General features: G+C 42.4%; 17 protein-coding genes. 3 read left to right on the top strand and 14 right to left on the bottom strand.

Translation table 11 applies throughout. The annotated features are described in order from the left end of the window. Positions 1–657: 657 nt before the first annotated feature. The 9 genes from ACQRBH_RS03695 to ACQRBH_RS03655 all read right to left on the bottom strand — a co-directional run bounded on the left by ACQRBH_RS03695 (position 658) and on the right by ACQRBH_RS03655 (position 9,204). Positions 658–1,275, bottom strand: coding sequence for a V-type ATP synthase subunit D (locus ACQRBH_RS03695; protein ID WP_347376170.1), 618 nt, complete (start codon positions 1,273–1,275; stop codon positions 658–660). 70 nt (positions 1,276–1,345) lie between these two features. Next, on the bottom strand, positions 1,346–2,728 hold the full coding sequence (locus tag ACQRBH_RS03690; protein WP_235232001.1) for a V-type ATP synthase subunit B: 1,383 nt from the start codon (positions 2,726–2,728) through the stop codon (positions 1,346–1,348). Positions 2,729–2,742: 14 nt separating this feature from the next. Then, positions 2,743–4,515 (bottom strand): V-type ATP synthase subunit A, encoded by a 1,773-nt coding sequence (locus ACQRBH_RS03685; protein WP_427760919.1) that lies wholly within the window; start codon positions 4,513–4,515, stop codon positions 2,743–2,745. Then, entirely contained in the window at positions 4,508–5,095 is a 588-nt protein-coding gene (locus ACQRBH_RS03680) for a V-type ATP synthase subunit E (protein WP_235232003.1), read from the bottom strand. The genes ACQRBH_RS03685 and ACQRBH_RS03680 overlap by 8 nt, the downstream gene beginning before the upstream one ends. Positions 5,096–5,132: 37 nt before the next feature. Continuing rightward, entirely contained in the window at positions 5,133–5,441 is a 309-nt protein-coding gene (locus tag ACQRBH_RS03675; protein WP_235232004.1) for a V-type ATP synthase subunit F, read from the bottom strand. A gap of 1 nt (position 5,442) precedes the next feature. Beyond that, positions 5,443–5,877 (bottom strand): ATP synthase subunit C, encoded by a 435-nt coding sequence (locus tag ACQRBH_RS03670; protein WP_427760918.1) that lies wholly within the window; start codon positions 5,875–5,877, stop codon positions 5,443–5,445. 28 nt (positions 5,878–5,905) lie between these two features. Next, entirely contained in the window at positions 5,906–7,846 is a 1,941-nt protein-coding gene (locus tag ACQRBH_RS03665; protein WP_427760917.1) for a V-type ATP synthase subunit I, read from the bottom strand. Continuing rightward, on the bottom strand, positions 7,843–8,889 hold the full coding sequence (locus ACQRBH_RS03660; protein WP_235232007.1) for a V0D/AC39 family V-type ATPase subunit: 1,047 nt from the start codon (positions 8,887–8,889) through the stop codon (positions 7,843–7,845). Before ACQRBH_RS03660 ends, ACQRBH_RS03665 begins: the two co-directional genes overlap by 4 nt. Positions 8,890–8,892: 3 nt before the next feature. Next, on the bottom strand, positions 8,893–9,204 hold the full coding sequence (locus ACQRBH_RS03655) for a hypothetical protein (RefSeq protein WP_235232008.1): 312 nt from the start codon (positions 9,202–9,204) through the stop codon (positions 8,893–8,895). A gap of 195 nt (positions 9,205–9,399) precedes the next feature. On the opposite strand from ACQRBH_RS03655, the gene trmB reads away from it, so the two are divergent. From trmB to ACQRBH_RS03640, 3 genes are all read left to right on the top strand, one after another. Next, positions 9,400–10,056 carry a tRNA (guanosine(46)-N7)-methyltransferase TrmB gene (gene trmB, locus ACQRBH_RS03650; RefSeq protein ID WP_427760916.1) on the top strand — a complete coding sequence of 219 codons (657 nt, stop codon included), beginning with the start codon at positions 9,400–9,402 and terminating at the stop codon, positions 10,054–10,056. Between the two features lie 238 nt (positions 10,057–10,294). Next, complete coding sequence (locus ACQRBH_RS03645; RefSeq protein ID WP_427760915.1) at positions 10,295–10,618, top strand: thioredoxin family protein; 324 nt, start codon at positions 10,295–10,297, stop codon at positions 10,616–10,618. 64 nt (positions 10,619–10,682) lie between these two features. Next, a complete protein-coding gene (locus tag ACQRBH_RS03640) occupies positions 10,683–11,987 on the top strand; it encodes a DUF1002 domain-containing protein (protein ID WP_427760914.1) in 1,305 nt (434 codons plus the stop codon). 692 nt (positions 11,988–12,679) lie between these two features. On the opposite strand, the gene glgB is transcribed toward ACQRBH_RS03640, so the two are convergent. The 5 genes from glgB to ACQRBH_RS03615 all read right to left on the bottom strand — a co-directional run bounded on the left by glgB (position 12,680) and on the right by ACQRBH_RS03615 (position 23,566). After that, positions 12,680–14,590 carry a 1,4-alpha-glucan branching protein GlgB gene (glgB, locus tag ACQRBH_RS03635; protein ID WP_235232012.1) on the bottom strand — a complete coding sequence of 637 codons (1,911 nt, stop codon included), beginning with the start codon at positions 14,588–14,590 and terminating at the stop codon, positions 12,680–12,682. 112 nt (positions 14,591–14,702) lie between these two features. Then, the gene (locus tag ACQRBH_RS03630; protein ID WP_427760958.1) at positions 14,703–17,714 is read right to left on the bottom strand and encodes a hypothetical protein; all 3,012 of its coding nucleotides are present in this window, start codon (positions 17,712–17,714) and stop codon (positions 14,703–14,705) included. A gap of 1,079 nt (positions 17,715–18,793) precedes the next feature. Further along, positions 18,794–20,674: a beta-propeller domain-containing protein gene (locus tag ACQRBH_RS03625; protein WP_427760913.1), complete on the bottom strand. Its 1,881-nt coding sequence runs from the start codon at positions 20,672–20,674 to the stop codon at positions 18,794–18,796. Positions 20,675–20,692: 18 nt separating this feature from the next. Continuing rightward, the gene (locus ACQRBH_RS03620) at positions 20,693–21,172 is read right to left on the bottom strand and encodes an RNA polymerase sigma factor (protein ID WP_235233647.1); all 480 of its coding nucleotides are present in this window, start codon (positions 21,170–21,172) and stop codon (positions 20,693–20,695) included. A gap of 114 nt (positions 21,173–21,286) precedes the next feature. Continuing rightward, complete coding sequence (locus ACQRBH_RS03615; RefSeq protein ID WP_347376166.1) at positions 21,287–23,566, bottom strand: hydratase; 2,280 nt, start codon at positions 23,564–23,566, stop codon at positions 21,287–21,289. Between the last annotated feature and the right edge of the window lie 6 nt (positions 23,567–23,572).

Raw genomic sequence — 23,572 nt, 5'->3', positions numbered from 1 at the left:
GCTGATTCACCCCGAAATCCTGATGATTTCGAGGCTCAGCAGCCTTCTCAGATCTGGCTTGAAGCCAAATCTTCGCGCAAAATATCTGCTTCTTTTCCTGTAACGGATTCTATCGCTTGTCCAACGAATGGCAACCATCCCCTCCATCTTCTCGCCTGACATCCCCCAAATCCGCGACTTCCTCATCCGAGAGAATTCCTGCGCGTCATGCAGAGGGAAAGATCATAGTAAAGATATTGTCAAAAAACTGGCAGAATAACTAACTGATTCTTCCATTGAAATAATGATGAATAGTATAAAAACATCGCTCCCCATTGCGCTTCGCGCCATGAATTCCTCCAGATGAGTTCGTTCAGTAATTGGGAATGTCAGGCGCAAGGGAGTTGGATAGGCTGGTCTGTTTCCGTCTAGCCAAGCGATAGAATCTGTTACAGAAAAAAGAGTTGCAATTCCGTGTGAGAATTTGGCATCCAGCCAAATTCGAAAGGACTGCTGAATCGAGAAATTATCCAAATTTCTCGGTGAATCAGTCCGGTCACGAAATTACAACTCTTTTTTCTGTTATGGATTCTCAGCGAAGGATACCGGAAACAGACCAGCCTATCCAGCTCCCTTGCGCCGTACACCTTCCAATTACCAACTAACTCAACTAAATTCCTACTTCCCCTGCATCCTTTTAATTACCTTTAATCTGGTAAATTCTTCTCTTTCTTTTTCTTCCAGGGCATTACTGATGTTATAAACCAGATTAGTATACATCGGGATTGTAATATTTTTCAGTGCATTGGCGCGTTTCTGTGTCTTCTTGATATTCGTAGCCAGGCGATAAGCTGAATTTTCAACTTCAGCCAGCTTGATCGTCAATGCTTTCACCTCACGGAATGCCTCTCTGGCAATATCAATAGACTCATGCGTGGCACCGAATGCATAAGTCAGTTTATTCTGTTTCTCATCATATTTTATATGCGGAATTTCTGTTCCCATAATACTTCGCGTCTGAATACGGATAGAATCCTCTATCGGAACAGTAAAGGCCAACTCCTGTACTTTACTGATTCCCAGCTCAATATTGGCACGCTGCAGACAGGCATATGCTTTCGTAAAGGTCGAATCAATCTCTTCCTGGATATCTTTCGCCTCATCAATCAACCCCATCAATTCCTTTAAGAGGATATTACGTTTCTTATCCATCAGCTCATATCCCTGACGCGCAAGTGCCAGCGAATTCTTAGCAAGCATTAAGTTTCCTTTTGTAGGAAATTCTCTCGGATCCATATACAAACCTCTTTTCTACTGCTAATCTTATTACAGTCTACAGACTATCTGCTATTTCCAAATATCGCAACTAGTCTGTTGCCGGTGTATAGTATTTATCGATCAGTTTTGTATCAATTCGGTCGAGCTCTTCTTTTGGCAATAACCGCAGAAGTTCCCAGCCCAGATCCAGCGTTTCCTGAATCGTCCGATTCTCCGTCGGGCCCTGGCCGATGTAACGTTTTTCAAACTCTACACCAAACTTCAGATATTTTTTATCAATCGGAGACAATTCATCTTCGCCGATAACAGAAGCCAGATTTCTTGCCTCTCCTACTTTTGCATATGCAGAAAACAACTGGTTTGCCAAATCCTGATGATCTTCACGGGTATATCCAGCTCCAATTCCATCCTTCATCAGACGTGACAGGGACGGAAGTACACTGATCGGCGGATAGATCGCCTGCCCATGAAGGCTTCGGTCTAATACAACCTGGCCCTCTGTAATATATCCGGTCAGATCCGGGATCGGATGTGTAATATCATCATTTGGCATCGTAAGGATCGGAAGCTGCGTTACAGATCCATTTGAACCCTCTACAATTCCGGCACGCTCATAGATGGTTGCCAGCTCACTGTACAGATAACCCGGGTATCCCTTTCGAGAAGGGATCTCTCCTTTGGAGGATGAGACTTCTCGTAACGCTTCTGCAAACGAGGTCATATCCGTCAGGATAACAAGGATATGCATATTGCATTCAAATGCCAGATATTCTGCCACTGTCAGCGCAACTTTCGGTGTGATCAGACGTTCCACCACTGGGTCATTTGCCAGGTTCAGGAACATACATACATGGTCAGATACTCCGCTTTCTTCAAATGTTTTCCGAAAGAATTCCGCCACATCATGCTTTACACCCATTGCTCCAAATACAATCGCAAATTCTCCTTCTGCGCCATCTCCCAGAGATGCCTGCTTAACAATCTGTGCTGCCAGCTGATCATGCGGCAGTCCATTTCCCGAGAAGATCGGAAGCTTCTGTCCACGAATCAGTGTTGTCAGTCCATCAATTGCAGAGATTCCAGTCCGGATATAGTTTCGCGGATATTCTCTGCGCACCGGGTTCAGTGGAAGTCCGTTGACATCTCTTCGCTCCACTGCCGTAATCGAGCCCAGTCCATCGATTGGTTCTCCGATTCCGTTAAAAGTACGCCCCAGCATATCCGGTGATACTGCCACTTCCATCGGACGCCCGGTCAATTTTGTATGCGTATTCTGAAGGGACATATTCTCCGTTCCTTCAAACACCTGTATAATCGCCTTGTCTTCATTCAGTTCAACAATACGGCCCATCTTCTTGATGTTGCCTTCTACGACAAATTCAACAATCTCGTCAAAGAAAGCATTCTGCACTCCTTCCAGTACAACAAGAGGTCCGTTGATATTACTCAGTCCAAGATATTCTATTGCCATTTACGGTCCCTCCTTTATGCATTCTTTTCGATTACTCTCTGATAAAAATGGTCAATCTCCACTTTATATAGATCTAGCAGCTGCAGATCATCGTTTGGAACATCATATTTCATTGCAATTACTTTCTCGAAGATTCCTTCCGCCTTTAACACAGACATCGGCATTCCCATTGCAACAAGAGCCCGGGATGTTTTATACAGATATAAGATAACATCCATCATCTTAAACTGCTTTTCCGGCGATACACAGGTATCATCTTTGTGGAAAGCATTCTGCTGCAGGAAGCCCAGACGGATTACTCTGGCGATCTCCAGGATCAGTTTCTGATCATCCGGAAGTACATCTCCGCCGATCAATTTTACAATCTCCATCAGGTTACTCTCCTGGCTCAGAATGGTCATCATTCTGTTTCGATAATCTGTAAACTTCGGCGACACATGGTCTGCGTACCATCCACTGAGATCATTCAAATATTCACTATAACTGTTCAGCCAGTGAATTGCCGGAAAATGTCTTGCATACGCCAGAGATTTATCCAGTCCCCAGAAGCATCTCACAAATCGCTTGGTATTCTGCGTAACTGGTTCTGAAAAATCTCCTCCCTGAGGAGATACTGCTCCGATAATGGATACAGACCCCACCTTGCCATTCAAAGTCTGCATCATACCAGCTCTTTCATAAAATGCTGACAGCCGGGAAGCCAGATATGCAGGAAAGCCTTCCTCAGCAGGCATCTCTTCCAGACGTCCGGACAACTCACGCAGAGCCTCTGCCCAACGCGAAGTAGAATCAGCCATAATAGCCACATCATATCCCATATCCCGATAATACTCTGCCAGTGTAAGTCCTGTATAGATAGAAGCCTCACGGGCTGCCACAGGCATATTCGAAGTATTGGCAATCAAAGTGGTACGATCCATCAATGGGTTACCGGTTCTCGGATCCTCCAGCTGAGAGAATTCTTCCAATACCTGCGTCATCTCATTCCCACGCTCTCCACATCCGATATAGATAATAATGTCTGCATCCGCCCACTTCGCAATCTGATGCTGCATCATCGTCTTTCCTGTTCCGAAGCCTCCCGGAATCGCTGCAGTTCCTCCCTTTGCAATTGGGAACATGGTATCCACGATACGCTGTCCTGTAATCAGTGGAATATTTGCCGGGAATCGATGAGCCGACGGTCTCGGAACACGGATCGGCCAGCGCTGTGTCATCGTAAGATCTCTCCTGCTGCCATCCAAAAGTTCCAGCGTAACCAGCACATCCTCTATCGTATACTGCCCATCCGGAACAACGGAGACAACCGTTCCTTCTACATCTGGCGGCACCATACACTTATGAACAATTGCACGTGTCTCCGGAACCTCCGCAATAATGCTTCCGCCATGGACCACATCTCCAACACACACCGTCATATGCGTATCCCACAACTTTTCTCTGTCCAGCGAATCCACACTGATTCCTCGGGTGATAAATGACCCGGCAGTATCCGCGATTCGATCCAACGGACGTTCAATTCCATCAAATATATTATTCAGAATTCCCGGTGCCAGAGTAACGGATACTGCTGATCCAGATGACTCCACGATCTCGCCCGGTTTTAATCCTGATGTTTCCTCATATACCTGTATCGTTGTCAGATCCTTATCCAGGGAAATCACTTCGCCCACCAGCCTCTGTTCCCCTACATATACCATCTCTGACATCTTAAAATCAGTCATACCTTTCAAGTAGATAACGGGACCATTGATTCCGTAGATTTTTCCAGTTGATACACTATTCAACTCCCGCACCTCCTCTGAATACAAACTCACGATATTCTTTTTCAATTGCGCCCTTGAACGCATGATCAATCAGAATATTCCGTTCTCTGATCACGGCCCGCACACCTCCGATAAAGTCCTCTTTACTTACGGTAAGTGCCATGCCGGTATGTTCCTCCAGATAATCTTTCTTATCTTCATCCGTCGGATTAATGTAGATCGTCATAGCTGCCCCATCTGCAAATCGGGCCGACTTATTAATATACTCAATCAGAAGACGCTTATATTCTTCCGTCTTCATGAAGTCCCGTATCAGTTCCTCAACCTCCCGGAACAGCTCCTTTTTCAACTCTTTTTGTGTCTTTCCCAGTTCTCTTTTTAATTCCAGCTGCGCCTTGGACATCGCCATATTCAGCTGCTGCTTTGCATGGACTCTTTCCGCCTTCACTCTCATCTCCGACTGTCGGGTTGCTTCTATGCGGTGCTGCTCAAATACGCCCATCAGCGCATCTTCATGCTTTTTCATAATAGCATTGCCCTCTGTTCTGGCTTCTTCCATCGCTGCGGCCTGCAAATGTGATATCTTCTCTTCTATTGTCAAGTGTGTCACCTTCTTTTCAATTGGAATTTCATTCCATCTATAATTTCAGGCCAATCGCCTCATTTACATATGATGTGATAAAATCTTTCTTACGTCCGGTTCCGTGTCTGTCAGGAATCTCTATCAAAAGCGGCATCTCTCGTCCCAGCTTGATCTCATCGATCAGATCCGGGAATTCTCTGCCGAACTTTTCCGTCAGCAGTATGATTCCCACTGTCTTATCATTCATCGCAGTCTCAATGGCCTCCCGAAGCTCCTCTCTTTCATGAACCACTACACCATCGACACCAGCCAGCCGCATTCCTGTCAGCGTATCGATATTATCACTGATCAGATACATCTTCATCTTACAATTTACCTAAGATCATGAAGGAGATGATCAGTCCATACAGACATACACCTTCTGCAAGACCTACGAAGATCAGAGACTTACCAAGTGCGCTGGAGTCTTCACTGATTGCTCCAAGAGCAGCACTGGCAGCACTGGCAACGGCAATACCACCACCTACACAAGACAAACCGGTTGAAAGTGCAGCGGCAAGGTAACCGAATCCTGTAGCATTTGAAGCAACATTTTCTGCAGTGTCAGCAGCCTGTACCGGATCCCCGCCAAACATCATGATTGCTGCAATTACAAATACTCCAAAATAAAAGAATACATTGGTTCCAATTGCTCGTTTATATCTTTTTCTGGATTTTTCTCCGAGCAGATAATAGCCAAATGGAATAATAATACTAAGTACCAAAGTTGCAATGAGTAATAATTTTACTGTTAATGTCATGATTGATATCCTCCTTATGTTTGGATTATTAATGTTCTTTACTATGATTATTAAACGGTTTGAATTCTCGTCCGTTTCCTTTATAAAACCGGCTGAACATCTCGTAGTATTCCAGACGAAGTACCTGGATTCCAACGACCAGTCCCTCCAGTCCACATACCAGAATATTGCCCAGTACAAATACGATCCAGTTCGTACTTCCCTCAGATGCACCGGACAGCATAAGTACAACTTCCATCATTGCCGCATGACTGACTGCAAATGCGCCGATTCGCACATAAGATATGGTATTGGAAAAGTAACTCAGCATTGTCTCGAACAATTCAAAAAATGCCTGCACAAAGAACATGACTTTTCCTTCTTCCATCTTCTTATGTCGCTTCTGGACCAGATTGGCAAGAGGTTCTTTGAACACGAACATCAAAATCGGAACTCCCAGGAAGATAACCATCATAATATTTCCCGGAACTTTATGTCCTGTCATATACAAGACGATCGTAAGAACGAGAAAGCCATAGAACACAAGTCCTGCCACTCCGTTATTCGAAAACAGCCCGTTTTCCAGATCATGTGACTTTATAGCGTTAACCACATTGAAGATCATCACCAGCAGATTCAGCGCCATACCAAATGCAATTGCCACAACAAATACGGTATTCAGCTGACCGATAAACGGAAGATTCGTCATTGCTTCCACCGGCCTTAACCAATGTGCTTCAATAATATTCTCAAATCCAAATATACTGCCGAACATATATCCAAAAAATGTCGAGAAAAGACCGGCGATGGATATGATTCCCGCCAGATCGATCTTCTTGATCAGATAGAGCAGACCGCCGATAACAAACAGGCACAGTCCCTGCCCCATATCTCCAAACATGGCACCAAAAATAAATGTATACGTCAGTGCCACGAACATCGTCGGATCCATCTCGTCGTGAGCCGGAAGCCCATACATACGGATAAACATCTCAAACGGCTTGAAGAACCGAGGGTTTTTCAACTTCGTCGGTGGATCTCCAAAGAACTTTTCCTTATCCTCTTCTACCACGATGAACACCTTATCATCGTGCTCTGCTTCTTTTACAAAGGCCTCAACATCTTTTTCGCCCATCCAGCCGCAGAGGATATAATAATCTTCTTTATTATCTCCTACATCTGTCCTTGCCGCCATCTTTCGTACATCGAAGTTATTCGATAACTCTTCCAGCCTTCTTCTTGCACCAAGAAGCTGTGACGCATGCTTTGTCATGAGTTCTTCGATTTTAGTATCAATTTCCTTCATCTGTTCTGCAGAATCATTAATTTCTTTCTGGATATCCTGGCATGCCAGTTCCGGTGTCCCGACATAATCTCTGGATAGCGAGATTCTTTCAAAATGAAGAGAATTGAATACCGAGTCCACTTTACTTGCCTCGGCATTCGAGACAAAATAGCAGCCATAGACATAATTCTCATTCCGGACACCTTCCAGGAATATTGCATTCAGATCACTAAACAGATATCTCTCCAGTCTCTTATAATAATCGACTTCAATTCTCCCGAAACGAACCTTCATATACTTATATCTCATGACTTTGTAGAGATCCAGCTCCAGTGGTCTGAACGGCTCCAGTACATTCAGGTTATCCTTTATGCCATCTGCTTTCTTCTTTAAAAGTTCTTTCTTTTCTACCAGTTCCAGATAATTATGATTAATATTCCGAATCAATGTAATCATCTCGTCTTCCGTCATGGAAGCGTCCACATGAACATTTCCATCCGGTATCAAAGCCGCAAACTGTTCTGCCTTTGCTAATGGTTCCTTATACGGATTCACCTCTACAAAAGGCATGAGATTGTCTGTCGTCTTTAATTCAGTAAGGGCGTTCTCAAGCTGCATCTCATATTTTGACAGATATACATCACATACACGGTCAATATCTGTTCTTGGTCCGCTAATGCTCAAAAACTTCATTTTTACAATCATTCAATCACACCTCCTAGGTATCCTAACGTTTCTCTTGAAGATAAGCCGTAACGGATACATTCAAGGGCTGTAGTTAGTTTATATATTTCTTCTTCTTTTAAAAATAAATACGTATTGACCGTTGCTATAGAATATGGATTCTTTCTTCGGTCACTCAAATATAATCGCTTCAGACATTCTTTATAGATATGTTCCAGTTTCTTTCCCTCAAAACCAACAAGTTTCTTTGCATAATAAGTCGTCCCAAGCTGCCGTTCGAATTCTTCCAGTGTAGGTGCCTCGACCAGCATTTTAAATTCCTCAACACTGATTCGATAATGAATCGGAATAGTAAGGGAATAGATATCTGGTGGAAGCATATGATAATACTTCTTAGCACGATAGATCCACTGGATATTCAGAAGATCGATCTTCGTTCCACAGTCCCTGGTATAAAGTTCCAGTTCCTTCCCTTTCAGAAGCCGCTTATTCTTTTTCCACATACTGGAAAAATAATACAGATCCAATGCCAGATCATAATCAAAGAGATTCGCATCCTCTGCATCTCTTAGCTTCTGGAGAGGAGCATAATACTCCGTTCCCCGCAGGTTATCTACCAATTCTACAATATTTCTTGATGTGATCAACTTATCAATGGATATCTGGGAATACTTATCAAAGAATTCTTTTTTATATTCTAGATCAAACGGTTTATCGTAATGATTAAATATGATACGCAGACAATAATTAATCAGATCAATCTCATACCTCTTCCAGTATATCTTCAGGAACTTCTTCTGTTCCATTCCCGCAAACCGGAAAATTCTTGTGTAATCATCAAACAACGACTGATACAGCACTTTTTCCACATTGCCGCGGTGATACAACGAGACATCCATCCGATTAACATAATCTGCATAAGCCGGCTTTTCTTTCAGATAATCTATAGCTTCCGGTACGCTTTTCAGATTCGCAATATTCTCAAAATCTTTTTCTGTAAGGAGCTTTGCCTGCATCGCACGGACCTTTGTAACAATTCCGCTGTATGACATAACATTTCCCATGTTTTACACCTCTATTATATGCTTCAAAATCTCCTGGGCATATGCGCTGTGATTTTTTTCAAATTCTTTTCTCAGATTATCAATCGTCGACTGATTCTTCTCTCTCTGATCCGCCAGGATCCGTTCCATCTCCCTGTCGGCTTCTGCTTTAATCTGATCCAGTTGTACCTGCGTCTCACTTTCCAGATTCTCATCAAACTGGTCCCGCTTCCTCTGAATCTCTTTCTCAATCTCTTTTTTCTGAGCCTCGGCATGCTCCACAATTGCTTCCGCAGTCATCTCTATATCCGCTAATTTTTCAACAACAGATTCCATAGGCGCCTCCATTTTCCTATAATTACACTCATGTTATAATAATACTCTTATTTTTTCAAATTTCCATAGTCAATATTACCAAAAAATTACAACCTTGTTACTTACTTAATACGCTTATGCAGAATTGACTTTTGTCCTCTCAGGCGATAAACTAGGAGATATGCTATAATGCTTGAAAATAGGGAGGAATCGCGTATGCGTCTTAGAAATATACCACGTGCAGAAGGTGTATTGAACGACTGTAAAGAAGTTGTTAAAAATGAAACTGATTTTAAAGGAAATTGGCAAAATATATTTAATAATACCAACCCCATACATATAGAAATCGGAATGGGAAAAGGAAAGTTCCTCCTCTCCCTTGCTCAGTGTAATCCAGATATCAATTACATTGGCATCGAGAGATATTCCAGTGTCCTTCTTCGTGCAGTGGAAAAATTCCAGGAAATGGAAACTGCTCCATCTAACATTCGCTTCATCTGTATGGATGCTGCTGATATCGCAGAGGTATTTGCTCCTGATGAAGTCTCCCGTATATATCTGAATTTCTCAGATCCATGGCCGAAGGCTCGTCATGCCCGCAGACGCTTGACTTCTGCTGAATTCTTTGCACAATATGACCGGATACTCACTCAGGACGGGACTGTTGAATTCAAGACAGATAACAGGCCCCTCTTTGATTTTTCCGTAGAACAGCTAAAAGAATCTTCCACATTTGAACTTGCCGCCTGTACCTACGACTTACATAACACACCAGATATGAACCAGGGCAATATTATGACAGAGTATGAAGAAAAGTTCTCTTCCATGGGTAACCCTATCTGCAAATTAATCGCTCACAGGAAATCTTCATAATATCTCTCTGTGCCAAAGTCTTGTACATCTGCATATATTAATATAGAAGAATTTATATCTGGATGTAAGCATATGGGACGCAGACAAAAAAAAGGAATCAAACAAAAGATCTGTGAATTTACTTACCGCCAAAAAGGATTACACAACAAATTAATCTGTCTAAGGCACTCTATGGATGAAGTATATCGCATATTGAATCCCAGATGCTAGAAGATGAGAAAAAGAAAGGTTGAATAATATGTTACACTTAACAGCCAAAAATTTTACGGCTGAGGCGAAACACGGCCCACTCCCGGTTGTTGTCATGTTCTATGCAATATGGTGCGGCAAATGCGCTATGATGAAGCCGGTTGTAGAGGAAATCGAGAAAAAATATGAAGGCCAGATTAAATTCTGCGAAGTAGAAGTTGACGAATCGGCTGTACTTGCCGCCAACTACGAAGCAAATATCGTTCCGACATTCGTATTCTTTCGAAAAGGCGAATTACTTGGAAGTATGCAAGGTGTCATAGACGAAGAGCTATTTGATCAACGTCTACAGAAAATCTTCAGAAATAGTTAATGCATATTTTATTTGCAAAAATAGCGGAATATGGTATATTAGGGTAGAATCATGAAGTCTCCGTGTGGCAGTCGACGAAGCTATAGCCATTTTGCTTGCGTCGGCTGTCGCCGCAAAAGAACAAAAAGGAGGTATGGTGTTTACACCAGACATTATGAAAAAGATAAAACGAACATTACCATTAATCATGGCTGCAGTGCTTACCTGCTCCAGCCTGCCTCTGGTAGCTCAGGCTGACAGCTCAAAGGTTGTAACTCTTGGCGCCAATCTTACAGAGGAACAGAAAACTTCCATGTACGAATATTTCGGAACTTCTGCTGATGAAGTGGATACCATCGAAGTAACCAATGCAGATGAAAGAAAATACATGGAAGGAATCGCTTCTGAGGAACAGATTGGAACTCGTACATATAGCTGTTCCTATGTGGAACCGACCAGCAGTGGCGGTGTACAGGTAAAAGTTGCAAACCTGACTTATGTAACCAGTTCTATGATTGCAAGTACATTATTAACTTCCGGTGTTGAGAACTGCAATGTTGTTGCTGCCTCTCCAATCGAAGTATCCGGTACCGGAGCATTGACCGGAATCATGATGGCTTATGAACAGGCAAGCGGTGAAACTCTGGACGAAGGACAGAAGGAAGCTGCCACTCAGGAACTGATAACTACCGGAGAACTTGCCGATACCATCGGTCAGGAACAGGCAAGCGACCTGATGAACGAAGTAAAAGAAGACGTCATTGATAACAACTTAACAGATGAAGGTGAGATTCAGGATGCAGTCAACGAAGCCGCAGATAAATATAACATCACCCTTTCCGAAGGACAGATGGCTCAGATTGTATCTCTGATGCAGACAATCTCTCAATACGATTATGACACAAAAGCATTGAAGAAGACACTGGACAACTTGAACGGAGAAAGCGACGGATTCTTCTCCAACCTCTGGAGTTCTGTCAAGGGATTCTTTACCGGTGATTCTAACGACGGCGGAATCATCAACGATACTCAGGACGATATCCTCGGAGCAGATGCCATCATTGACAGCACATTGGATGCAGTCGTCGGCGAAGAAAAAGAAAGCTTCTGGGATAAAATAGTTGGATTCTTCAAAGATCTCTTCAGCGGAGAGGATGAAGATACCAACGAAGATACAGAAGAAGTAGACGAAGACGCTGACACCGATGAAGAAGAAGACAATACCGATGATACAGATATCACAGACGATTCCGATCTCGATGGAAGTGATTCCACAGATGATGCTGCAATCAACGATTCCACCGCAGACGGAACCGATACAGACACCTCCGGTGACACCGGATTGGTCATCGATGATGGCACAACCGATTCCAGCGAGAGTGTTCAGTAGGAATTTTGATAGGTAAGTTTTGTGATTGAGGAGTGCACGACGCAAGGGAGTTGGATCGGTTGGTCTGTATCCGGTATCCTTCGCTGAGAATCCATAACAGAAAAAAGAACTGCAATTTCGTGACCGGACTTGCAGTTCTTTTTTCTGTAACGGATTCTAGTGCTTGGATAAACGGATACAGACCAACCGATCCAACTCCCTTGCGCCTGACATTCTCAATCACGGAACGAACTCATCTGGGGGAATTCCTAGCGTGAAGCGCAATGAGGTACGATATTCTTATACTATTCATTATTATTTTGATGGAAATATTGGTTAGTTATTCTGTCAAACTATTGCCAATATCTTTCCCTTTTTGTCATACGCAGGAATCCTCGCAGATGAGGAAGTTTCGGACTTGGGAATGACAGGCGAGAGGATGAATGAGATGGTTGACATTCGTTGGACAAGCGTTAGAAGCCGTTACAGAAAAAGGAGCAGACATTTTGCGCGAAGATCTGGCCTCAAGCCAGATCTAAGAAGGCTGCTGAGCCTCGAAATCATCAAGATTTCGGGGTGAATCAGCCTGGTCACAAAATATCTGCTCCTTTTCCTGTTATGGCTTCTCAGCGAAGGACTCCGCAATGCCAACCATCCCATTCATCCTTGCGCCGTACACTCTCAATTACCAACTCACTCATCTAAATTCCCACTTAAAACTCAAATATAGCAACTCCATATGCTGGCAATTTATATTCGAAGGAATATGGTCTTCCATCGCATTCTTCCTTCTTAGCCTTATAAACAAGTGGTCTTTCTTCTCCTTTTCCACCATATTTCGGATCATCACTATTCATGATCAGCTTATACTGTTTCTTTCTCGGTACACCGACACGATAATCTTCTCTCTCTACTGGTGTAAAGTTACATACGAACAGGAGGTTCTTTTTATTTCCTTTGGAATGTCTGATAAAGCTGAAGATACTTCTGTCAGCATCGTCTGCGTTGACCCACTCGAAACCATCCCAGCTGTCATCCTGCTCATACATTGCTTTATTCTTCTTATACAGATGGAGCAGATCTCTTACCCAGTTTTGCATCTGCAGATGTTCCTCTTCTGCCAGAAGATACCAGTCTAACTCTCGTTCTTCACTCCACTCACGAAGCTGGGCAAATTCCTGTCCCATGAACAGAAGCTTCTTTCCTGCATGTCCCATCATAAAGGCATATCCGACTTTTAGATTCGCATATTTGTCGAAACCAAGGCCCGGCATCTTGTTCAGCATAGAACACTTCAAGTGAACAACTTCATCATGTGATAATACCAGAATAAAGTTCTCGCTATGTGCATAACTCATAGCAAATGTCATCTGATTGTGATTATATTTTCTGAAGTATGGATCCAGTTTCATATATTCTATAAAATCATGCATCCATCCCATATTCCATTTCAGGCTGAAACCAAGGCCATCGTCTTCAACATCTCCGGTAACCTTCGGCCAAGCTGTAGATTCCTCTGCAATCATTAATGCACCTGGATTACGTTTTTTTACAATGGAATTCAGATGTTTAAAGAAATCAATTGCTTCAAGATTCTGATTTCCGCCATATTTATTAGAAATCCACTGACCAGTCTGTTTTCCATAGTCAAGATAAAGCATGGATGCAACCGCATCTACTCGCAGACCATCTACATGGAAATATTCAATCCAGAACAAAGCATTAGAAATCAAAAAGTTACGCACTTCATTTTTTCCATAATCAAAAATCTTGGTTCCCCAATCTGGATGTTCTCCCTTTTTCGGATCTGCATATTCATATGTAGGGGTTCCATCAAAATTAGCCAATCCGTGTATATCTCTCGGGAAATGAGCCGGTACCCAGTCCAGGATAACTCCGATTTTATTCTTATGAAGATAATTAATCATCCACGCGAAATCTTCTGGTGTTCCATAACGAGAAGTCGGTGCAAAGTATCCCGTCACCTGATATCCCCAGGAACCGTCAAACGGATGTTCCGCAATTCCCATCAATTCAACGTGAGTATATCCCATATCTTTTACGTACTTTACAATTTCCTTTGCAAACTCACGATAATTATAGAATCCCGTACCTTCCGTTCCAAGATGCCGTTTCCAGGAACCAATATGTACTTCATAGATAGACATTGGTTCTTTCATATGATTCCACTGTTCACGCTTCTCCATCCAGACAGAATCTGTCCACTTAAGTTGGGAAATATCCGTCACTCTTGATGCTGTACCCGGTCTTAGCTCTGCATAATTCGCATATGGATCAGACTTAAAAACATATTCTCCTGTATATGTCTCCACACAGTACTTATATAAAGCTCCCTCTTCAACACCCGGAATAAAACATGTGTATATTCCCAATGGTTCTTCTCTCTCCATTGGATTAGCTTCCATGCTCCACTCATTGAAATCGCCCACTACAGACACAGAACGCGCATGCGGTGCCCATACTGCAAAATATACGCCCTCTTTTTTCCCTTTTTTCACTCTATGAGCTCCCATTTTTTTGTAAATCTCATAGTGTGTTCCCTGTCCAAAAAGGTACTGGTCCAGTTCGCCGATTTCATATGGTTTTTTCTTTTTCTCTGCCATATAACTATCCCTCACATTCTGTTGCGATATACTATTATTATACTTTAGACCATCATAAAAAGAAAGAGTTTTGGTGAATCTTACTCACCAAAACCCTACTTTTATTCATCCCTTATATTTTGAAATCTTCCTCTTTCAAAATAATTCTGTCAGACTCATCTGTGCTTCTTCCAAACACCCTCCTTGCCAAATGCTTTACATTTGCCTTCTGAGAATGTTCAATCGCCTCATCCATAATTTCCTTAACCTCTGCAACAGATACCGCATGATCTTCTCTCTGCATCACATCAATTCTGCTGTATAATGCAAGAATTCCCATTTCATCCAGTTTATAACCATTTTCCTTCGCATATGTCTGTCCGAACGTTACCAATTCATCATTTATAAATACCGGAAGTTCCAGTCTTGAAGTAAACTTCTTCTTAAAATCTGGATTGGCGGTCATCAGACGCTCCAGTGGTTTTCTCTGATCTTCCAGTACAAAAAGAAGTTCTCCTGTCTTCTTTTCCATCAGATAATTTAACTCTTTAATTGTTCTGGAATTCAATTTGCCTGCCTTTTCGATAATAATTGCACCGCCGCGAAGCTTCTGAATAATATTCGTCAATTCCTTCTTATTCAATGATTCTCCTGTTACAATCGCTACCTTTCCTTGCTTCAGGTTCCTCTGCTTCTGAATTGCCTTTACAATATCTACTGCAAGTACCGTCTTACCAGAACCTTTACGTCCGATTACCAGAAGGTTTCCTGTCTTTGAGGTTCCTTCTCTCTGTGCTCTCCTGTCATTATCAAGAACTTCCACGATCTGTTCACTCATTCCTCTTACCGGAACAAAATAAGAGAACAATTTTTTCTGCTCTTCGGTAAGTCCTGCTTTCAGACCAATCTCGCTGGTTGCACTCAGATCATAACGTCCGGTCACAACAAATCCTGTATCAAACGGAACTCCACCGCCTTTTGACTTTTTAATTCTTTTCTGAATCTCTTCTTCAGATGGCTCCTCAATTTCAAGAGTCTCCGTTATCGGTTCAGGTTCTGCCTTTTCAAGTTCCTCCTCTTCGAAATCTTCCTCTGCAAAGTCTTCTTCCTCAAGTTCTTCTTCAAAATCTGCTTCTTCAAAGTCTTCCTCCTCGAAGTCTTCTTCTCCGAAGTCCTCCTCCTCAAAGTCTTCTTCCTCGAAATCTTCCTCTCCGAAGTCTTCTTCCTCGAAATCTTTCTCTCCGAAGTCTTCTTCTCCAAAGTCTTCTTCTCCGAAGTCTTCCTCCTCAAAGTCTTCTTCTCCGAAGTCTTCTTCCTCAAAGTCTTCTTCAAACTCCTCTGCAAAGTCTTCTTCGAAATCGCCGATAAAATCTTCTATATCAAAGTCTTCTTCCTGATCTTCTACTTCCTCTGTTTCAAAGGTATCTTCCAGCGCATCGGCCTCGAAATTATCTTCTTCTACATCATTCTCCATTTCTTCCATCAATTTTACAATATCATCTGGAATTCTCTGTGTCTTTCCCTGAATGATCGTATCTGCTTCCTCAGCTGCTTTTCTGGCCGCTTCTTCTTCCGCCGCTTTTCTAGCTGCTTCTTCCTCCGCCGCTTTTCGGGCTGCCTCCTCGGCTGCTTTTCTGGCTGCTTCTTCTTCCGCCGCTTTCCGGGCTGCCTCCTCGGCTGCTTTTCTGGCTGCTTCTTCTTCCGCCGCTTTCCGGGCTGCCTCCTCGGCTGCTTTTCTGGCTGCTTCTTCTTCCGCCGCTTTCCGGGCTGCTTCTTCTTCCGCCGCTTTTCGAGCCGCTTCTTCCGCTGCTTTTCGGGCTGCTTCTTCTTCCGCCGCTTTTCGGGCCGCTTCTTCCGCTGCTTTTCTGGCTGCTTCTTCTTCCGCCGCTTTTCGGGCCGCTTCTTCCGCTGCTTTTCTGGCTGCTTCTTCCTCCGCCGCTTTTCGGGCCGCCTCCTCGGCTGCCTTTCTGGCTGCTTCTTCTTCCGCCGCTTTTCGGGCCGCTTCTTCCGCTGCTTTTCTGGCTGCTTCTTCTTCCGCTGCTTTTCGGGCCGCCTCGGCTGCCCTTTTCTCTACTTCTAAGCGTTCTGCTTCTTTACGACGTTCTGCCGCTTCCCGCTCTTTTCTAATTCTCTCGCGGTCTTCCTGCTTCTTCTTTTCAATTACTTCAGCATTCGCCTTCTGCTTCGCTTCCCACTCCTGAAGGATTTCTTCAATGCGCATCTGTCCCGTAACTCTTAATGCTTCATCTTTTTCCTTCATTGCTTTCTCTTCTATATTAATTCCACTGGCGATTGCCACTCCAGTTGCAAGTGCTTCTTGCAAAGTTGCACCCTTTACAACTCTCGTAATTGCAGAATGCTTTTCTGGCTTTTCTTCTGGGACCTCTTCTTCCATTACTTCCGGCAATTCTTCTGCGACATCTATTCCATTCTGCTTCAATTCTCTTGCAACGTCCTGAACTTTTTCCTCTTCCGCCGCCTCTGCTTCACGAATAATTTCTGCCATTGGCGTTTTTGCCCGTGCCGGCTTCTTTTCTTCTGTCTTTTCAGGCTCTTCTTTCTTTGGTGCGCCTGGACGAGCATCGTATTTTTCCTTCTGAAGCGGGGTCAATGGCTTATACTTCATCTTCAATTCCATTGCCTGATAGACATACTTGCCTTCACTGAACCACAGAATCAGATCATCACATTCTTCCAGACATTCTGCGGTCATTCCTGCTTCATGATATAATTTTGCCAACTCGTACGCCCATTTTTCAACATACTCCGCCTTTTTAAAATCTTCCATAGCATGAATCTGTTCTTCTAATGGTGCTCCCTGTGCTCTCAGGATCTTGTATTTCAAAATATACTGATTTGGATCTTTTGGTGCAAGTTTGACAAATTCTTCATAACAATCTGATGCCTCTTCAAAATCTTCTATCTTTAACGCCAGATTACCGAGCCGGTATACGATCTTTCTGCTTCCCGGAGCGCGATCAAAAGCAACAAATAATATATCTCGGCTCTTCTGGAATTCTCCGTTATATTCATAGATCTCACTTACCATATTCAGCATAGACACATTCTTAACTCTACGCCAGTCAATAGTATCTGCAATCTCCATAGCTTTCTTATATTGTTTATTATCCATGTATTCGAGCATCTGCTCTGTCTTTACCCGATATTCATATTTATCCAAATTTCTCACCTCAAATAATTGTCAAAATAGTATATTTACTTACTTATATTTATATAAGTTTATCATATGGTTATAATAATGTCAAAATGTACAAAGAAAATTGTTAAAGATATATTACAAAAGTTACAACTTTATAACCTTATATTTCCATAAAAAAATAGCCATTAGAACCTTTTGATTATAATGGCTATTTTATATTAAATTTTATCATATACTTTTATATTAATCGGAGGGTTATCTTTTGATTCGATGTTCCCTTTTGCCTTTTTTATTTTATACTTATAACTCAAAGTCCAAGATTACTATACTCTTTTGATTAACGATTATATCCTAATCTTCGATACCATTATTTATATCCCTCAAATCTATATAACCAGATTCCTTAGCTATTAATACCTATAACCGTTCCTATTATAGCCAGTGCCCTTATCATTTGTCTATAATCATATTAAGTTATTTCTTCTATAACATTCCAGTTTATATAGTTTACGAATACATCTGATATATTAGGTAATGTTTCTTTACACATCTTCTAATATCTTTGAACTATTATGTGGTATTATCCTCAATATGTCTGCAAATATAATCTATATTATTTCCGGTTTCTCTTCTCCGACTCTTTTTATTATTATAATTACCGGCTATTCTCTATCCTCTATGGTTAAGGCTTATTCTCTGGGAACTTTCATTTGCCATACCACTAACATATTGACTTGTAAATTCGAAATTGTCCAATGGATTAAGCCTCCTTTAACTTATATTTCCAATTTTGTTATACCTCACCGACATATGAACTATAACTATCTTCATCCATTTCCCTTCTAAAAACATCTCATATAGAATTATTTATATGGGACATCCTTCACTTTTGATTCCCTTTCTCGTCAGGAATTCTTTTGGTTTATTTGGATTTCCTTTGGATTGATTATATAATAGCACTTGAGGTTGTATTTGTCAACACTATTTTTATATTTTCTTTCTATTAATTTATAATTTGATTCTTTTGTGCTAATTTTCAGATTTTTATTATTTTTTCGTTATATTTACAAAATTAAGTCGTCTGTTTTCTGGTAGTCCTTCAAACTATAGGCTTCTATAATATTGCCCTGTACAACGTACAATGTATCGTCTATGTAGACGCCTCTGACGCTTCGCAGTCCATTCCCGTTGATTTCTTCTTCCATATTGCAGACAAAGCCACTCTCTTCATCGTACGCAAAGAGATAGTATTTTTCTCCTCCCTGTGCATCACCGGAGAATCCAATGATATTACGTCCATAATCGATGAGTACTGCCTTATAATCATAAGAAACGTCTGTACTATATACATTTTCCAGGACATACGTATCTTTCTCTTTGACATCTGCAGGATCTGAAATATCAAACATGGACAGCTTGACACCATCGGTCGTCATAGTCTCTTCATCTACGTTCATACCAATTCCAAGTAGCTGATCTTCTCCGTAAAAATGCAGATAATCGGAAAACCCCGGAATCTTCAGCGAACCAATAATCTCTGGATGCTCCGGGTCTGACAGATCAACACTGAACAGAGGATCTGTCTCACGGAACGTTACGAAGTAACCGGTATCTCCCAGAAATCTGGCGGAATATACCCTCTCATCTTCAGCCATTCCTGTGATGGAACCGACAATTTCCAGTTCTTGATTCAGAATATATACGGAATTCGTCTCACCTTCGGTAGTTACCACTCGCAGATAGCCTTTATATTCATCGATCGAAAACGAATCATTGAGATATCCCTCAAACTGTCCCTGTGCTTCTGCTGTCAGCATTCCGTTCTTATAAGACACCTTTCGGACGGTTGTCACATCATTACTTGAATACCTCCATTCGGTCTCATAGAAATAAATATTTTCATTGCTGACATATACATCTCCACCCTTGGAAAATAGTGCTTTACTGTCTGTGATCTCAGAAGGATGTTCAAGATTGACCGCTGTAATCACTTCATACATATATGCCTGAGAGATTTGTGGCAGATAGATATCCTTTTCCTCTATGAGTTCACCATTTACCATCGGTATATAAGTCTCCGGTTCTTCTTTCCTCGCCTGATCCTGCAGATAGTAATCACTGAACAGATATAGATATCCATCCGACATACGAGATGAGTGATAGCTGCCGCTTTGGGTAACTGTACCTTGTATCTGTGGCTTTTGCGGATTCTGGATATCATAGGTAATGACTTTGACAGCATCCATATTGAGACCACTGTGACTACACACTACCACTAATTTCTTCTGTTCCGACGCCAGATAGAATTCGTAGATATAATCCTCTTCCACTGATATAGAAGATACTTTTTCCATATTTCCGCTGGCAGTGTCAACAATTGCTATCTCTTGTTCATTATCTTCCAGGATATACAGGTATCTTCCGTCCGTTTTTACTACATCTCCTTCATCAACACCTTCTTGTCTTACATTCGTCTGAGAATAATCTCCAGTTGACGCAGCATAGTCAGAAACTGCACTTTTCGAATCGGCCACGGATCCATTCGATCCATTTGTCAGAAAATTGCCCCCATCTAAGGCATACTCTTCCGTAATGCCGCCGCTCTCCATTGTGGATTCTTCCTGGTACGCTTCAATATAACGATATACCTGTTCATAATCTTCTGCAGTGGCAATGGTCTTACTGTCATTGATAACATTATCCGATGGCGTTGTCACCGTCTGTTGTTCCTGCCGGGAACCTGCCAATTGCCATACCGCAATTCCTGCCACAATCACCACACACGCAGCCGCCAGGGCACCCATCCGATACACTCGTATTCTTTTCTTCGGTTCCTTTTCTTCCAGCATCCGATGAATCCGATCCGGCCCAAGATTCTCTGGAATCTCGATATTCTCCGTCTGCTTCTGAATCTTATCTAATATCTCCTTTTCTCTTCTATCCATACAGCTGCCTCCCTTGACTCATCTTAATACACATTCCATCTTCTGCAGTGCACGTCGTCTCTTCGACCGCACAGTATTAGAATTTAAGCTCAGCATTTTCCCAATCTCTTTACTGTTATATCCACCAAAGACCGATAAACCTATAACAATCTGCTCTTCTTCTTCCAATACGAAAAATGCCCGCCTGATATCTACCGACAGACCTATGTCTTTTTCCTCAACGGAGAAAGATTCATATGTATCTTCCCATGAACACAGCGCCTCTTTTGTTGCATTTTTCAATTTCTTCTTGCAGATATTGGACAGAATCGTGAACATCCAACTTTTAAACGCATCGGCATTCCGTAGTTTTCGGACATTCTCGTAGGCAGCAATCACTGCCTCACTGACTGCATCTTCCGCTTCATGCTGGTTCTTCATGATACACAAAGCAAATCGATACAGATCCTTATAGACTGTCTCATACATCTGCGCAAATGTATTCGCATCACACTTCATATCTTTTCCTCCCTGCAAGATATATGGGTACTGGTACATATTAGAGTCAAAAATGGGGGTAACTGTTGCGGGGACGCAGAAAAAAACTGCGTCCCCGTGTATGTTTTCTTTTATTTAACCTTTGTAGTAGTTGATCAGGCATCCTTTTAAGATAATTTCTCTTTCGTTGTCTGTCATATCTCCGAGCTTAAGATCAATTTCTTTCAATCCTTCGCCGACCACGTATGCTTTGATGTCGGTTGCTTTTTCTTCGATTGCTTTTTTGATCTCTGGAACGAATATGTAATCGCCGTTTTTGAAGCTTAAGTTCTCATGATTTTCTTCTGTAATGAATGGAAGCATACCCCAGTTGATCAGGTTCGAGCGATATCTCTTAGTTGCGTATTCATTTGCAATATTGGCCCAGCCGCCAAGCACTTTCTGGCAGGATGCCGCCTGTTCTCTTGCGGAACCATCTCCTGGTTTTACTGCAAATATGGTACTTCCGATTCCAAGATTACCCTTTCCGGCTTCCGGGTAAGTTTCCTGCACTTTTGCCATGACTGGTTTTAATTCATCCAGTACTTCCAGAGGACACTGTCCGGCTTCGATTGCCTTTTCAGCTTTCTGCACTTCCTTTGCACGTCCAACATATGCCGGATCTTTTCTGGAGAGTGCGAATTCTGCCAGTCCCAACGGATTAGAACGATAAGAGGAAGTCTCACCAGAAGGAATCAACTCATCGGTTGTGGTAACCGGATCATGAATCTCAGATACAACTTTTAACAACAGATTCTCCGGAAGTGGTGCCATTGCCGGCCAGTCTTTGATGTTTGGACCAAACTTAATCTCAACGGAAGGATCTGCAACTCCCTTACTGTCAAATACACGATTTGCATAGATATTCTTATCAAAATGATAGGTACGACCTTTGTATTCCACATCCATCGCCGTAGCAGGAGTCAGGAATCCTTTGTTTGCTGCCGTTGCTGCAATAGAACGTGCATCCATAAGTGCAACAGATGCAATCTGTCCACTCTGCAGCTTAGAGCCTTCACGATTCGGGAAGTTTCTTGTAGAGTGGCGGATAGAGAATGCGTTATTAGCCGGTGTATCTCCTGCGCCGAAGCAAGGTCCGCAGAATGCTGTCTTCACGATCGTTCCTGCCTCCATAAGATCCGCAACTGCACCATTCTTCACTAATTCCATATAGATGGGGGTACTTGCCGGATATACACTGAAGGTAAATTCATCCGATCCGATATAATGTCCCTTAATGATGTCTGCTGCCGCACAGATATTTTCAAATCCACCACCTGCACATCCTGCGATGATTCCCTGATCTACATATAATTTTCCATCAACAATCTTATTCTGTAAACTATAATCAACTGCTCCGTCCAGACTTACCAGTGCTTTCTGCTCTACATCATGAAGGATATCCTTCAGGTTCGCATTGACTTCATCAATTGTATATACGTTTGACGGATGGAACGGCATAGCGATCATTGGCTTGATCTCACTCAAGTTCACATAGACCATACCATCGTAGTAGGTCACTGCTCCCGGATTCAGTTCCTTATATTCTTCTACTCTTCCATGAATATCGTAGAATTCCTTAATCTTCTCATCCGTCTTCCAGATAGAAGACAGACAGGTTGTCTCTGTAGTCATAACATCAATTCCAATACGGAAGTCAGCACTCAGCTTCTCAACTCCAGGACCTACGAACTCCATAACTTTGTTATTCACATATCCATTTGCAAATGTTGCACCAATGATTGCCAGTGCGACATCCTGCGGACCAACGCCCTTCATCGGTTCTCCATCCAGATAGATTCCTACGACCTGTGGCATCTTAATATCATAAGTCTTATTCAGCAGCTGTTTTACCAGTTCCGGTCCACCTTCACCCATTGCCATCGTACCAAGTGCACCATAACGCGTATGACTGTCAGATCCCAGTATCATCTTACCGCCGCCAGCCAGCATCTCTCGTGCGAACTGATGGATAACTGCCTGATGAGGTGGTACATAGATTCCACCGTATTTCTTTGCACAAGTAAGTCCAAACATATGATCATCTTCATTGATCGTTCCGCCCACTGCGCAGAGAGAATTATGGCAGTTCGTCAGGACATAAGGAATCGGGAATTTTTCCAGGCCGGATGCTCTTGCCGTCTGAATGATTCCAACAAATGTAATATCATGAGAGGTTAATTTATCAAATTTAATCTGTAATCTTTCCATATTGCCAGAAGTATTATGCTCCTCAAGGATATGGTATGCCATCGTATTCTTCGCAGCCTCAGCCGGTGACAATTCCTGTCCTGTCTTTGCCTTTACTTCTTCTGCATGTTCCACAATCTCAGTGCCGTTTAACAGATAGACTCCATTTTCGTATAATTTCACCATGTACTA

The sequence above is a fragment of the Bariatricus sp. SGI.161 genome (assembly GCF_050313695.1).
Classification (GTDB): Bacteria; Bacillota; Clostridia; order Lachnospirales; family Lachnospiraceae; genus JAFBIX01.
The sequence above is the reverse complement of the archived record's forward strand: the minus strand, read 5'-3'. Positions and strand labels throughout refer to the sequence as shown.